This window comes from Citrobacter sp. CK202, assembly GCF_030333225.1.
Taxonomy (GTDB): Bacteria; Pseudomonadota; Gammaproteobacteria; order Enterobacterales; family Enterobacteriaceae; genus Citrobacter_B; species Citrobacter_B koseri.
The window spans coordinates 35671-49105 of the sequence record NZ_JAOWGI010000021.1; the positions used below are offsets into that span (position 1 = coordinate 35671).

General features: G+C 54.7%; 13 protein-coding genes. 4 read left to right on the plus strand and 9 right to left on the minus strand.

Translation table 11 applies throughout. The features are described 5' to 3' along the window. Positions 1 to 114: 114 nt before the first annotated feature. Positions 115 to 1452 (plus strand): adenine permease AdeP, encoded by a 1338-nt coding sequence (gene adeP / locus OGX84_RS05895; RefSeq protein ID WP_112001375.1) that lies wholly within the window; start codon positions 115 to 117, stop codon positions 1450 to 1452. Positions 1453 to 1577: 125 nt separating this feature from the next. Here adeP and OGX84_RS05900 read toward each other — a convergent pair whose 3' ends face one another. The 9 genes from OGX84_RS05900 to rpmH form a co-directional block, all read right to left on the minus strand. Further along, on the minus strand, positions 1578 to 2144 hold the full coding sequence (locus tag OGX84_RS05900; protein ID WP_012000816.1) for an NADPH-dependent FMN reductase: 567 nt from the start codon (positions 2142 to 2144) through the stop codon (positions 1578 to 1580). Positions 2145 to 2184: 40 nt separating this feature from the next. Next, on the minus strand, positions 2185 to 2937 hold the full coding sequence (locus tag OGX84_RS05905; RefSeq protein WP_049008775.1) for a 4'-phosphopantetheinyl transferase family protein: 753 nt from the start codon (positions 2935 to 2937) through the stop codon (positions 2185 to 2187). Between the two features lie 147 nt (positions 2938 to 3084). Beyond that, positions 3085 to 4044, minus strand: a complete 960-nt coding sequence (yidZ, locus tag OGX84_RS05910; RefSeq protein ID WP_012000814.1) for an HTH-type transcriptional regulator YidZ — start codon at positions 4042 to 4044, stop codon at positions 3085 to 3087. Beyond that, positions 4013 to 5185, minus strand: a complete 1173-nt coding sequence (locus OGX84_RS05915; protein WP_012000813.1) for an MFS transporter — start codon at positions 5183 to 5185, stop codon at positions 4013 to 4015. The genes yidZ and OGX84_RS05915 overlap by 32 nt, the downstream gene beginning before the upstream one ends. 180 nt (positions 5186 to 5365) lie before the next feature. Continuing rightward, entirely contained in the window at positions 5366 to 6730 is a 1365-nt protein-coding gene (gene mnmE / locus OGX84_RS05920) for a tRNA uridine-5-carboxymethylaminomethyl(34) synthesis GTPase MnmE (RefSeq protein WP_112001687.1), read from the minus strand. Positions 6731 to 6831: 101 nt separating this feature from the next. Then, positions 6832 to 8478: a membrane protein insertase YidC gene (yidC, locus tag OGX84_RS05925; protein WP_012000810.1), complete on the minus strand. Its 1647-nt coding sequence runs from the start codon at positions 8476 to 8478 to the stop codon at positions 6832 to 6834. Positions 8479 to 8480: 2 nt separating this feature from the next. Next, the gene (gene yidD, locus OGX84_RS05930) at positions 8481 to 8738 is read right to left on the minus strand and encodes a membrane protein insertion efficiency factor YidD (protein WP_001307474.1); all 258 of its coding nucleotides are present in this window, start codon (positions 8736 to 8738) and stop codon (positions 8481 to 8483) included. Then, entirely contained in the window at positions 8702 to 9061 is a 360-nt protein-coding gene (gene rnpA, locus OGX84_RS05935) for a ribonuclease P protein component (RefSeq protein WP_012000809.1), read from the minus strand. The genes yidD and rnpA overlap by 37 nt, the downstream gene beginning before the upstream one ends. Before the next feature lie 17 nt (positions 9062 to 9078). Next, positions 9079 to 9219 (minus strand): 50S ribosomal protein L34, encoded by a 141-nt coding sequence (gene rpmH, locus OGX84_RS05940; protein ID WP_000831330.1) that lies wholly within the window; start codon positions 9217 to 9219, stop codon positions 9079 to 9081. A 608-nt stretch (positions 9220 to 9827) separates the two neighbouring features. On the opposite strand from rpmH, the gene dnaA reads away from it, so the two are divergent. The 3 genes from dnaA to recF are packed head-to-tail and all read left to right on the plus strand — an operon-like array spanning position 9828 to position 13409. Further along, on the plus strand, positions 9828 to 11231 hold the full coding sequence (gene dnaA, locus OGX84_RS05945) for a chromosomal replication initiator protein DnaA (protein ID WP_060815936.1): 1404 nt from the start codon (positions 9828 to 9830) through the stop codon (positions 11229 to 11231). A gap of 4 nt (positions 11232 to 11235) precedes the next feature. Then, on the plus strand, positions 11236 to 12336 hold the full coding sequence (gene dnaN / locus OGX84_RS05950; protein WP_012000806.1) for a DNA polymerase III subunit beta: 1101 nt from the start codon (positions 11236 to 11238) through the stop codon (positions 12334 to 12336). Beyond that, positions 12336 to 13409, plus strand: a complete 1074-nt coding sequence (gene recF / locus OGX84_RS05955; protein ID WP_012000805.1) for a DNA replication/repair protein RecF — start codon at positions 12336 to 12338, stop codon at positions 13407 to 13409. The genes dnaN and recF overlap by 1 nt, the downstream gene beginning before the upstream one ends. Positions 13410 to 13435: the final 26 nt, after the last annotated feature.

A 13435-nucleotide genomic window follows, 5' to 3' on the forward strand; every position in this document is an offset into this window, starting at 1 on the left:
GCAATCGTTGCCGTATAAGCAAATTCAATGAAAAAAGTGTCTCACAACTGCCCTTATTGTCGCATTTTGGTATAGGATAGCGACGAATTTTCCCTCCTTGTTCGGAAATAGATAATGAGTCAACAACACACCACCCAGGCTTCTGGTCAGGGTATGCTGGAACGCGTGTTTAAACTGCGCGAACATGGCACGACGGCACGAACCGAAGTGATCGCCGGTTTTACCACCTTCCTGACGATGGTTTATATCGTTTTTGTTAACCCGCAGATTCTTGGCGTTGCTGGCATGGACACCAGCGCCGTCTTCGTTACTACCTGTCTTATCGCGGCGTTCGGCAGCATTCTGATGGGGCTGTTTGCTAATTTACCGGTCGCGCTGGCGCCGGCTATGGGTCTGAACGCGTTTTTCGCCTTCGTGGTCGTTGGCGCGATGGGGCTGTCCTGGCAGGTTGGTATGGGCGCAATCTTCTGGGGAGCGATCGGCCTGCTGCTGCTGACTATCTTCCGCGTGCGTTACTGGATGATTGCTAACATTCCGGTCAGTCTGCGCGTGGGCATCACCAGCGGTATCGGCCTGTTTATCGGCATGATGGGGCTGAAAAACGCAGGCGTTATCGTCGCGAACCCGGAAACCCTGGTGAGCATCGGTAATCTGACCTCTCACAGCGTACTGCTCGGCGTGCTGGGCTTCTTCATCATCGCTATTCTGGCATCACGTAACATTCATGCCGCCGTGCTGGTCTCTATTATTGTAACGACGCTGCTCGGCTGGATGATGGGTGATGTGCATTACAACGGCATTGTCTCTGCGCCGCCAAGCGTTAGCTCTGTGATCGGGCATGTGGATCTGGCGGGCTCGTTTAACATTGGTCTGGCTGGCGTGATTTTCTCCTTCATGCTGGTGAACCTGTTCGACTCCTCCGGTACGCTGATTGGCGTTACCGACAAAGCCGGTCTGGCTGATGAGAAAGGTAAATTCCCGCGGATGAAGCAGGCGCTGTTTGTCGATAGCGTCTCTTCTGTGACCGGGGCGTTTATTGGAACCTCGTCGGTTACTGCCTATATCGAGTCCTCATCCGGCGTATCCGTCGGCGGGCGCACGGGCCTGACCGCCGTTGTTGTCGGTTTGCTGTTCCTGCTGGTTATCTTCCTGTCGCCGCTGGCGGGAATGGTGCCGGGTTATGCCGCTGCCGGGGCGCTGATCTATGTTGGCGTACTGATGACTTCCAGTCTGGCGCGCGTGAAATGGCAGGACCTTACCGAGTCTGTTCCGGCGTTTATTACTGCCGTGATGATGCCGTTCAGCTTCTCGATTACCGAAGGTATCGCGCTGGGCTTTATCTCTTACTGTGTGATGAAAATCGGCACCGGACGTCTGCGTGAGCTGAGCCCTTGCGTGGTGGTTGTGGCGTTGTTGTTTGTGCTGAAGATTGTGTTTATCGACGCGCACTAATTGCCGCTGATACGGCGCTGCGCGAGGTGTCCTGGCCTGATAAGCGTAGCGCCATCAGGCAAATTTGATAGCCGGATGGCGGCCAAACGCCTTATCCGGCCTGCGGCTCTACGCGCGCGCTGTTATCACGCTTTAACGCGCTGAATGTAATCGCCAAACGCGGTTAGCTGGCCGGTAAGATGATCAATCGTGCTTTGATCAACCACTTCCCCGGTTTGCGGGTCAACTTTGTTCTGAATCACGCCGCCCATAAACTCCGGTTTGTTCATTACCATCGCATCAAGGAATACCAGAATCTGGCGCAGATGATACTGACAGCGAGCGCCGCCGATTGCCCCCATTGAGCTGGTCTGGATCAGCACCGGTTTCCCGGCTAACGGCTGTTCTGGCAGGCGGGACAGCCAGTCGATCGCGTTTTTCAGTCCGCCAGGCACCGAGTAGTTGTATTCCGGTGTGACGATGACGACGCCGTCCGCTTTACGGATTTGCTCCGCCAGCGCTTCAACGCTCGCCGGGAACCCCTCTTCCTGCTGCACATCAGCGTCATACAGCGGAATATCGCCAATCGAAGGTAATGCGCTGACCTCCATGCCTGCCGGGGCAATTTTCGGCAGCGTGCGGGCGACCATACCGTTAAATGAACCTTTGCGCAGGCTCCCCAGTAACGTAACAACATTCAACGTTTCGGACATGATTACTCCTTTTCATCATGGCGGCCGGGACAGGGCCGAATCAGCTAAGTGTATAAGATGACTTTGCTGTGGATAATTGAGCGAATCGCATCAGGCGACCAGTGGGTTCATTCGCCCGGGTCTGGATATCGGCCAGGCTTTTCCATCCTTGCTTACTATCAAACTCCCAAACATTCAGTTTTTCAATGGCTGGCGTAACCGCCACCGACCAGACCAGAATATCTTCCGCGTCGCATATTGCCTCCACCTGCGTAACGTGGGCGCATTTCAGGCGGCCTGCGCCGGGAAGGAGTTGGAGTTCACGCGGATCGTCATTCAGTACGTCACCGGTTAGCTTTAGCACGCTCTGGCGTAAGGTGATCAGTTGCGCGCGCGCTTCGTTGGGATCGCTCTGATTGTTGATCCACAGATTTTCGTTGCTGGAGAACGCCGGGCTCTCGGCTGAAAGTGGGCTATGGAATCCTCGTATGGCTCGCTGTAATTCCATATCCAGGCCGCATTCCCCCTCCGTTGTCAGCACCACGCCTACCATATTCCCGGCATATGAGATGGAGAACGCGGGCAGATTTTTATCGCGAAAGACAGGCTTCCCTTTGGCCTGAATAGCAATTTCCGGCAGCTCGCTGGTTCCGTAGAGCATAAACATCAGTTCAGCGAGTAAGCCGCGTGAAGCCAAAAAACGTGTCCGGCGGTGAGCGGGAAGGTTTCTGGCTTCGATGTGGCATGGAGAAGGCAGACGGACTGAAATCAGGTGTCCCTCCGTAAGAATCCCTCTGGCAAAATGTGTCGCCATTTTTCGCTCCGTGATTAATGGTCCGTGATTATTACGAGAGTAACATTTACGTAGATTATGGACAGGTTTTACTGGTCAAAAGTTCGACAAAAACAGCGGCGCTTACGCGACTTTTACATTTCTGATGCGGTCGTGGTTAATTTACCGTCAGGAGAGGTGGCTATAGAGCGTTTTAATGGTCTCTTTTAACCAGATAATTTTAGGGTTATGGCTGTTACGTTTATGCCAAAGGAGGGTAAAAGGCACCATCAGCTTTTCTCGCTGGGCGGCGTCAAAAGGGAGAGGACGCGCGACCAACGGTAGCTGGTGGAGCTGGTTATAACGCTGGCAGTAGAGAGGCGCGGTCGCCAGCAGCGAGTGGTTCGGCTGGGCGGCCATAAACAGCGATTGTTCAAACCCCGGTAAACTTAAGGCGATGTTGCGTTTGCGGCCCATCTCCTGCAATACATCATCCAGCGCCCAGGTGTCGCTTTGCTCCCAGCAAATGCTGATATGCGGATAGCGTAAAAATGTTTCCAGATTCCACTCTTCTTGTAGCGCCGGGTGATCTTCCCGCAGCCAGACCCAGGGGAGGTCGCTGAACAGGACTTCAAAATCGATAGACAGCGGCAGCAGGCTGAGAAGCTCCCGCGAACGGGGATGGCTCTCCCTTCCGGTAAAGCCGAGATCCACCTCGCCGCGTGTGATGGCATCCAGCGAGTCGTAATCCCAGTTACGCACCTTGATTGTGGCCTGCGGATAGCGCTGATAAATCTGCTGCGACAGAGAATTGAACATGATCATTACCAGCGGCGACTCTGCCGCCAGTTCAAATTTCAGGCCGCGTGGCGATTCGTGATGCGGTTTATCAAGCAGCTGATTGCTCATCTGCATCCAGTCCGCCAGGCTTTGCTCCATATTGACCATCAGCGGCGTCGGCGTCAGCCCCAGCGGCGTGTTCACAAACAGCGGGTCATCAAACCATGTTCGCAGCTTTGACAAAGATTTACTCACCGCCGAGGGCGTGACGTTCATCCGCTTCGCCGCTTTGGTGACGCTGCGCTCCTGCATCAGAAGCTGCAAACATAACAACAGATTAAGATCGAGACTGGTGATGGATTTTTTCATAGTGCGCTGCGGGCTGTATGGTCATCAGTAACAGGATACAGACCATGCTACAGCCAATCAGAATCCCGATCAGCATATTCAGGGCGTTAAAGCCAATGACTGCTGCCAGCCATATCCACAGCGATGACCCGCAGACCTGTGCAATGCCGAGTACAGAGCTTGCGACGCCAGCACGCAGTGAGAATGGGCCTAATGCCTGGCTCATCGCCACGCCAAAGCCAACTGAAAAACCCGCGCAGATGAGCGTCAGGCCAAAGAGCGTGACGGCGTGAGAGGATGAGAGGCTGAGTACGATGCCCGCAGCCAGAAACAGCCCTTGCGACGTGAGCATCAGCGTGCGCGGTTTAAATACGCTCAGCGCAAAGGGCGTTGAGAACGACACCGCCATGCTGATGCCTGCCGTCAGCGCCATTGTGGTGGCGTATTCACCGCGATCAAAGCCCATCATTTCCATGAGCAACACCGGCGAGGTGTTTACAAATGTGAGGATCACCGACACGCTCAACGTGGTGATCGCCAGACGGCTGAGGAAAAAGCGGTTGAGCAGCGACTCTGCATTTTGCTGAGGGCGCGAGGTCGATGAGCATGTTGCCGGGCGCGTTTCTTTCAGGATAAACACCGAGAGCAGGCATACCGCGATACCCATCGCTATCATCGTGTAAAACAGACTTTGCCACGGGAATTTAAGCATAATCAAATGCCCTAACACTGGCGCTAATACCGGCACAATGCAGGTAATTCCGTTTAATAGCGATAACACCTTTGCCCGGCGGCGATCGTCAAGCGTGTCGCGCAAAATCGCAAACGCCACCACATAACAGCACCCCGCCCCGATGCCCTGAATAAAGCGCCCGGTCAGGAACAGCGACCCGTCCGTTGCTCGTGAGCAAAGCATGGAGGCGATGATGAATATCACCGCGCCCGCTATCGCCACCGGTTTGCGCCCTGACTGGTCTGCAACTTTACCCGCAAACAGCATTGCGGTAGCCATCCCGGCCAGGTATACCGAAAACGCGATGTGCAGCTGCGCCTCGCTGGCGTTCAGATCGGCGGCAATACGGGGTAAACCGACCAGATACATGTCGATGCCGGCTGGGTAGAGTAAAACAAGGGCAAAACTACAGATTAGAAAGCGGGTCATAGCGTCCTCACAATAAGCGTGGCGCTAAGAATACGGGGAGCTTTTCTGTGACGCGAGTTGCCATTTGGACAACGGTGATTTCCTGTGAGGAAATTTATTATTGCCGGATGGCGGCTTTGCCTTATCCGGCCTACAGATTTAGTCGGCCCGGTAAGCGTAGCGCCACCGGGCAAAACAACATCACTTACCAATACAGAAGCTGGAGAAAATACGGCCCAGCAGATCGTCGGAGGTAAACTCACCGGTGATCTCACTCAGCGCCTGCTGCGCCAGACGCAGCTCCTCCGCCAGCAGTTCGCCTGCCCAGGCGCCAAGCAGCTGTGATTTGCCCTGCTGGAGATGTTCTGCGGCTTCTGCCAGCGCCTGAAGATGGCGACGGCGGGCAAGGAAGCCGCCTTCCATACTGGTGTCAAAGCCCATGCTTTGCTTGAGATGGTTACGCAATACGTCCACGCCTTCGCCGGTACGGGCGGAAAGACGGACAAGTGAGTGACCATTCACCTCGCTGATACCCAGCGTCTCGCCAGTGATGTCAGCTTTGTTGCGCACAACGGTGATCGGCAGTTTCGCCGGTAAACGGGCGATAAAGTCCGGCCAGATTTCCGCCGGATCAACGGCATCGGTGGTTGTGCCATCTACCATAAACAGCACGCGATCGGCCTGTTCTATCTCCTGCCAGGCGCGCTCAATCCCAATACGTTCCACTTCATCGCTGGCATCGCGCAGACCGGCGGTATCGATGATGTGCAGCGGCATTCCGTCGATGTGAATATGCTCGCGCAGCACGTCGCGGGTGGTGCCAGCGATATCGGTGACAATGGCGGCCTCACGGCCCGCCAGGGCGTTCAGCAGGCTCGATTTCCCGGCGTTAGGGCGTCCGGCAATGACCACCTTCATCCCTTCACGCAGCAGGCTGCCCTGACGTGCTTCGGCGCGTACCGCATCGAGATCGGCGATCACGCCGTTGAGCTGGGCTTCAATTTTGCCGTCGGAGAGGAAGTCGATCTCCTCGTCCGGGAAGTCAATGGCCGCTTCCACATAGATGCGCAGGTGAGTGAGTGCTTCCACAAGATGATTCACACGCGCGGAAAATGCCCCCTGTAGCGAGTTCAGCGCCGAGCGTGCCGCCTGCTCGGAACTGGCGTCGATCAGGTCGGCAATCGCTTCTGCCTGGGCTAAGTCGAGCTTGTCATTGAGGAACGCGCGCTCGGAGAACTCGCCCGGTCTGGCAATGCGCAGGCCGGGGAGCGTCAGAATACGTTTTAACAGCAGGTCGAGAATGACCGGGCCGCCATGCCCTTGCAGTTCCAGTACGTCTTCACCAGTGAACGAGTTCGGGCCGGGAAACCACAGCGCGATCCCCTGATCCAGCGCCGTGCCATCGGCATCTTTAAACGGCAGGTAATCGGCGTAACGCGGTTTTGGTAGCTTGCCCAATACGGCTTCGGCCACCTCGCGCGCCTTGAGACCGGAAATGCGCAGGATACCGACGCCACCGCGTCCCGGTGGGGTAGCCTGGGCGACGATAGTGTCGTTATGGCTCATGATCTTCTCTTTTTTGCTAATAAAAAAGGCGGTCAATTGACCGCCCTGTCATCGCTGTTCTGATTGCCGGGTGGCGTTACGCTTACCCGGCCTACATGGAATCAGGAGCTTTTCTTCTCGCGGCTATGCAGGCCACGTTTCTCCAGACCACGGTAAATCAGCTGCTGCTGGATGATGGTTACCAGGTTGCTGACGATATAGTACAGCACCAGACCTGACGGGAACCACAGGAAGAATACCGTGAAGATGACCGGCATAAAGGTCATGATCTTCTGCTGCATCGGGTCGGTCACGGTGGTCGGAGACATCTTCTGGATGAAGAACATCGTCACGCCCATCAGGATCGGCAGGATGTAGTACGGGTCCTGTGCGGACAAGTCATGGATCCACAGTGCGAACGGCGCATGACGCAGTTCAATGGAGCCCATCAGCATGTAGTACAACGCCAGGAAGATAGGCATCTGGATGATCAGCGGGAAGCAGCCGCCCAGCGGGTTAACCTTCTCAGCTTTGTACAGGGCCATCATTTCCTGGCTCTGACGCTGTTTGTCATCGCCCAGACGCTCGCGCATAGCCTGAATCTTCGGCTGTAGCATACGCATCTTCGCCATGGAGGTGTACTGCGCTTTTGTCAGCGGGTACATGATGCCACGAACGATAAAGGTGATAACGATGATGGAGAAGCCCCAGTTACCCAGGAAGCTATGAATCCATTTCAGCAGTTTGAACAGCGGCTGAGAGATGAACCACAGCCAACCGTAATCAACGGTCAGATCCAGGTGCGGTGCAACGGCCGCCATTTTATCCTGAATTTCCGGGCCAACCCACAGGGTGCTGGTCATTGCGCCAGTCTGACCCGGCTGTACCAGAACCGGCTGAGATTTATAGCCGATAGCGGCAATGCCGTTACCCAGATTAGCGGTATAGAAGTTATTGGTGCCGTCGTTACGCGGAATCCATGCCGTTGCGAAGTACTGCTGCAACATGGCGACCCAACCGCCGTTGGAGCTGACGTTCAGGTTTTCGTTATCGGCAATGGTGTCGAATTTGTATTTTTCGTACTTCTCATCCGGCGTGGAGTACGCCGCGCCACGGAAGGTATGCAGTGCAAAGTTGCTGCTACCGGTGTCGCGATGAGACGGCAGATTGATGGATTGCTTCAACTGACCAAAGGTGGAGATCTCCAGCGGTTTCTCACCGGCGTTCTGCACGCTGTAGTTGACGTTGACCGCATATTCACCGCGTTTGAGGACAAACGTTTTGGTGAAGGTGTTGCCAGCGGCGTCAGTCCAGGTCATCGGAACATGCAGTTCGTTCTGGCCATCCGCGAGGACAAACGTGTCGTTATCGACGCTGTACAGCGGACGCGGGCCGTTAGCCGGGTTATCCGGGCCGTCACGACCGGTCAGGCCGCTCTGCGCCTGGTAGATAAACTGCGGAGTCGTTTCCAGCAACTGGAACGGTTCTTTAGAACCCAACTCTTTCGGGTAAGTTGGCAGCAAGGCCTGCTCAACATCACCGCCACGGGTGTTGATGGTCAGATCAAGCACGTCGGTCTTAACCGTAATCAGTTTCCCCTGGCCACTGGCCGGTACGCCCTGGTCGGCGGCGCTACCCGCTGCGGTGGTCGTTGTCTGCGTGGTCTGTTGGGTCTGAGGCTGCGGATTTTTATCCTGCTCCCAGGCTTGCCAGATCATGAAAGACACGAACAGCAAAGCGATGACTAAAAGATTGCGTTGCGAATCCATCGTTAGTGTTCTCTGGTATCAAATGGTCCGGGCGGGACGGGATCGTCACCACCAGGGTGTAAAGGGTGGCATTTTAATACGCGTTTCACCGTCAACCAACTGCCTTTTATCACTCCAAACCTGCGCAATGCCTCAATTCCGTAGCTTGAGCAGGTTGGCGTGAAACGGCAATGCGGCCCAAGCAGCGGACTGATCAGGCGTTGATAGACCCGTATAAGGGCTATCAGGACCCGCGAGCCAGGCGACAGTGGCGGCGCCATAATTTTTCCAACGCTTCCGAGAGAGCACGGTTATCGAGGTCGGCAACCCCTTTTTTCGCCACCACCACGAAATCCATTGCAGGGAGTTCATGTTGACGCAGACGGAAGCTTTCACGCGTCAGACGTTTAATCCGATTGCGTTCATGCGCGCGTCGAACGTTTTTCTTGGCGACGGTTAGACCGATGCGGGGATGCCCCAGCGAATTCAGGCGGCCGAGAATGGTGATTTGCGGCGTGCCAGCCCGTTGTGGCTGCTGGAAGACAAATGTGAAATGACTGGGAGTTAACAAACGTAACTCCCTGGGAAATGCGAGCTTAACCACTCAGGGGTTAGCTTTTATTACTTGGAAACGGTCAGACGAGCGCGGCCTTTAGCACGACGACGTGCCAGAACCTGACGACCATTTTTAGTAGCCATACGAGCACGGAAGCCGTGAGAACGGTTGCGCTTCAGTACAGACGGTTGAAAAGTGCGTTTCATGGCGATTTCTACCTAAACTTGAATAAATTCACTGACTTTTGCGTATACCCGAACGATTATCGAACGACTTACGCCTCAGCGTGGGTGATTAAAGAGGCCGGATTGTAATAATTGTACACTCCAGAGTCAATTCTCTTTCCTTAAAACCCTGCGTTTTTCCGCACCTTTTCGCGCGAAAAACAAGCAGCGCTAACGCCGTACGATGGGCATTGTACAACGGGTGGAGGATTATACGGACTGCCGGGCAAAGCGCAAGGATCGCACGGGATCTTTATTAGATCGTTTATGCAGTATAGCGTCTTTACTCATTAATTTTTTCAATATGCGCGCGAAATCGTGCAGCACTTCGCCTGGATCGTTTACACTTACCCGGTTCTGGATCATCCTGTGGATAAATAGGGAAGAATCTGTGAGAAACAGAAGATCTCTTGCTCAGTTTAGGCTATGATCCGCGGTCCTGATCGTTTCAACGGATCCTGATCGGGTAAAATTGCAGATAGCAATTCGCACGTCACCCTTTTATGCACAGGGTCTTTTCGACGTGCGTCAACAATCATGAATGTTTCAGCCTTTGTCATTTATCGACTTTTGTTCGAGTGGAGTCCGCCGTGTCACTTTCGCTTTGGCAGCAGTGTCTTGCCCGATTGCAGGATGAGTTACCAGCCACAGAATTCAGTATGTGGATACGCCCGTTGCAGGCGGAACTGAGCGATAACACGCTGGCTTTGTATGCGCCAAACCGTTTTGTGCTCGATTGGGTAAGAGACAAGTACCTCAATAATATCAATGGACTGCTGAATAATTTCTGCGGAGCGGATGCCCCACAACTGCGTTTTGAGGTCGGGACGAAACCCGTCACTCAAACGCTCAAAACGCCGGTCAACAATGTTGTTGCGCCTGCGCAGGTCGCTCAGGCGCAGCCACAGCGTGCGGCGCCAGCCGCGGCGCGCCCGGGCTGGGATAACGTGCCGGCTCCGGCAGAACCGACCTACCGCTCTAACGTTAACGTGAAACACACGTTTGATAACTTCGTCGAAGGTAAATCCAACCAACTGGCGCGCGCGGCGGCTCGTCAGGTGGCGGACAACCCCGGCGGCGCCTACAATCCCTTGTTCCTCTACGGCGGCACCGGTCTGGGTAAAACTCACCTGTTGCATGCGGTGGGCAACGGTATTATGGCGCGCAAACCGAATGCGAAAGTGGTGTATATGCACTCCGAGCGCTTTGTGCAGGACATGGTTAAAGCCTTGCAAAACAACGCGATCGAAGAGTTTAAACGCTACTACCGTTCCGTTGACGCACTGCTTATTGATGACATTCAATTCTTCGCCAATAAAGAACGATCCCAGGAAGAGTTTTTCCACACCTTTAACGCCCTGTTAGAAGGTAATCAGCAGATCATTTTGACGTCGGATCGTTATCCAAAAGAGATCAACGGCGTCGAAGATCGTCTGAAATCCCGCTTCGGTTGGGGGTTGACGGTGGCGATCGAACCGCCTGAGCTGGAAACCCGCGTGGCGATCCTGATGAAAAAAGCGGACGAAAATGATATTCGTTTGCCTGGCGAGGTGGCGTTCTTTATTGCCAAGCGACTACGCTCTAACGTGCGTGAGCTGGAAGGGGCGCTGAACCGCGTGATCGCTAACGCTAACTTTACCGGACGCGCTATTACTATCGACTTTGTGCGTGAAGCGCTGCGCGATCTGCTGGCGTTGCAGGAAAAACTGGTCACCATCGACAATATCCAGAAGACGGTGGCGGAGTATTACAAAATTAAAATCGCGGATCTGCTTTCCAAGCGTCGATCTCGCTCGGTAGCGCGCCCGCGTCAGATGGCTATGGCGCTGGCAAAGGAGCTCACCAACCACAGTCTGCCGGAAATTGGCGACGCGTTTGGTGGACGTGACCACACTACCGTACTTCATGCCTGCCGTAAGATTGAGCAGCTGCGTGAAGAAAGCCATGATATTAAAGAAGATTTCTCAAACTTAATCAGAACATTATCTTCGTGACGCTATGAAATTTACCGTTGAACGTGAACATTTATTAAAACCGCTTCAGCAGGTCAGTGGCCCGCTGGGCGGTCGTCCTACGCTGCCCATTCTCGGTAACCTGCTGTTGCAGGTGGCTGACGGTACGCTGTCGCTGACGGGCACCGATCTTGAAATGGAAATGGTGGCGCGCGTTGCGTTGATTCAGCCTCATGAACCAGGCGCAACTACCGTCCCGGCGCGGAAATTCTTTGATATCTGCCGTGGCTTGCCGGAAGGGGCTGAAATTGCCGTCCAGCTGGAAGGCGATCGGATGCTGGTGCGCTCCGGGCGTAGCCGTTTCTCGCTTTCCACGCTGCCTGCCGCCGACTTCCCTAATCTGGATGACTGGCAGAGCGAAGTCGAATTCACTCTGCCGCAGGCAACGATGAAGCGCCTGATTGAAGCCACCCAGTTCTCAATGGCGCATCAGGACGTTCGTTACTACTTAAACGGCATGCTGTTTGAGACTGAAGGTGAAGAGTTGCGTACCGTCGCGACCGACGGTCACCGTCTGGCGGTCTGCTCTATGCCGGTCGGGCAATCTCTGCCTAACCATTCGGTGATTGTGCCGCGTAAAGGCGTGATTGAGCTGATGCGTATGCTCGACGGCGGCGAAACCCCGCTGCGCGTACAGATCGGCAGTAACAACATCCGCGCCCACGTCGGTGATTTTATCTTTACGTCCAAGCTGGTTGATGGTCGTTTCCCGGATTATCGCCGCGTATTGCCGAAGAACCCGGACAAAACGCTGGAAGCGGGTTGCGATATTCTCAAGCAGGCGTTTGCCCGCGCGGCGATTCTCTCCAACGAGAAATTCCGTGGCGTACGCCTGTATGTGAGCGAAAACCAACTCAAAATCACCGCCAACAACCCGGAACAGGAAGAAGCGGAAGAAATTCTGGACGTCACCTACGGCGGTACTGAGATGGAGATCGGCTTTAACGTCAGCTACGTGCTCGATGTGCTGAACGCGCTGAAATGTGAAACCGTGCGTATTCTGCTGACAGACTCCGTTTCCAGCGTACAGATTGAAGATGCGGCGTCTCAAAGTGCTGCGTATGTTGTGATGCCAATGAGACTGTAATGTCGCTCACCCGCCTGTTGATCCGCGACTTTCGCAATATTGAAAATGCGGATCTCGCTTTATCCCCCGGCTTTAACTTCCTGGTTGGCGCAAACGGTAGCGGCAAAACCAGCGTGCTGGAGGCCATCTATACGCTCGGCCACGGCCGGGCGTTTCGCAGTTTGCAGATTGGCCGCGTCATTCGTCACGAGCAGGAGTCGTTTGTCCTCCACGGACGTTTGCAAGGGGAAGAGCGCGAAACCGCCATCGGCCTGACGAAAGACAAGCTGGGCGACAGCAAAGTGCGCATCGACGGCACCGACGGTCACAAAGTGGCGGAGCTGGCGCACCTGATGCCGATGCAGTTGATTACCCCTGAGGGGTTTACTTTACTCAACGGCGGCCCCAAATACAGAAGAGCGTTCCTTGACTGGGGATGCTTTCACAACGAAGTCGGTTTTTTTACCGCCTGGAGCAACCTGAAGCGGTTGCTCAAGCAGCGCAACGCGGCGCTGCGCCAGGTAAGCCGTTATGAACAATTGCGTCCGTGGGATAAGGAGTTGATTCCTCTCGCGGAACAAATCAGTACCTGGCGTGCTGAGTACAGTGCTGGTATTGCGCAGGATATGGCGGATACCTGCCAGCAATTTCTACCGGAGTTCTCCCTCACCTTCTCTTTTCAGCGCGGTTGGGAAAAAGAGACGGATTATGCCGAGGTGCTGGAGCGGAGCTTCGAACGCGATCGCATGTTGACCTACACCGCGCATGGCCCGCACAAAGCGGATTTCCGCATTCGTGCTGACGGTGCGCCGGTGGAAGATACCTTATCGCGTGGGCAGCTTAAACTGCTGATGTGCGCTTTACGACTGGCGCAAGGGGAGTTCCTCACCCGTGAAAGCGGGCGGCGGTGTCTCTACCTGATAGATGATTTTGCCTCTGAACTTGATGATGCGCGTCGCGGGCTGCTGGCCAGCCGCTTGAAAGCGACGCAATCACAGGTCTTTGTCAGCGCAATCAGCGCTGAACACGTTCTGGACATGTCGGACAAAAATTCGAAGATGTTCACCGTGGAAAAGGGTAAAATAACGGATTAACCCAAGATAAATTGAGCGAGAAACGT

Excerpts from the sequence above, each read along its gene's own strand:
- adeP (WP_112001375.1), top strand. The coding sequence starts at position 115 with ATGAGTCAACAACACACCACCCAGGCTTCTGGTCAGGGTATGCTGGAA.
- OGX84_RS05900 (WP_012000816.1), bottom strand. The coding sequence starts at position 2,144 with ATGTCCGAAACGTTGAATGTTGTTACGTTACTGGGGAGCCTGCGCAAA.
- OGX84_RS05905 (WP_049008775.1), bottom strand. The coding sequence starts at position 2,937 with ATGGCGACACATTTTGCCAGAGGGATTCTTACGGAGGGACACCTGATT.
- yidZ (WP_012000814.1), bottom strand. The coding sequence starts at position 4,044 with ATGAAAAAATCCATCACCAGTCTCGATCTTAATCTGTTGTTATGTTTG.
- OGX84_RS05915 (WP_012000813.1), bottom strand. The coding sequence starts at position 5,185 with ATGACCCGCTTTCTAATCTGTAGTTTTGCCCTTGTTTTACTCTACCCA.
- mnmE (WP_112001687.1), bottom strand. The coding sequence starts at position 6,730 with ATGAGCCATAACGACACTATCGTCGCCCAGGCTACCCCACCGGGACGC.
- yidC (WP_012000810.1), bottom strand. The coding sequence starts at position 8,478 with ATGGATTCGCAACGCAATCTTTTAGTCATCGCTTTGCTGTTCGTGTCT.
- yidD (WP_001307474.1), bottom strand. The coding sequence starts at position 8,738 with ATGGCGCCGCCACTGTCGCCTGGCTCGCGGGTCCTGATAGCCCTTATA.
- rpmH (WP_000831330.1), bottom strand. The coding sequence starts at position 9,219 with ATGAAACGCACTTTTCAACCGTCTGTACTGAAGCGCAACCGTTCTCAC.
- dnaN (WP_012000806.1), top strand. The coding sequence starts at position 11,236 with ATGAAATTTACCGTTGAACGTGAACATTTATTAAAACCGCTTCAGCAG.
- recF (WP_012000805.1), top strand. The coding sequence starts at position 12,336 with ATGTCGCTCACCCGCCTGTTGATCCGCGACTTTCGCAATATTGAAAAT.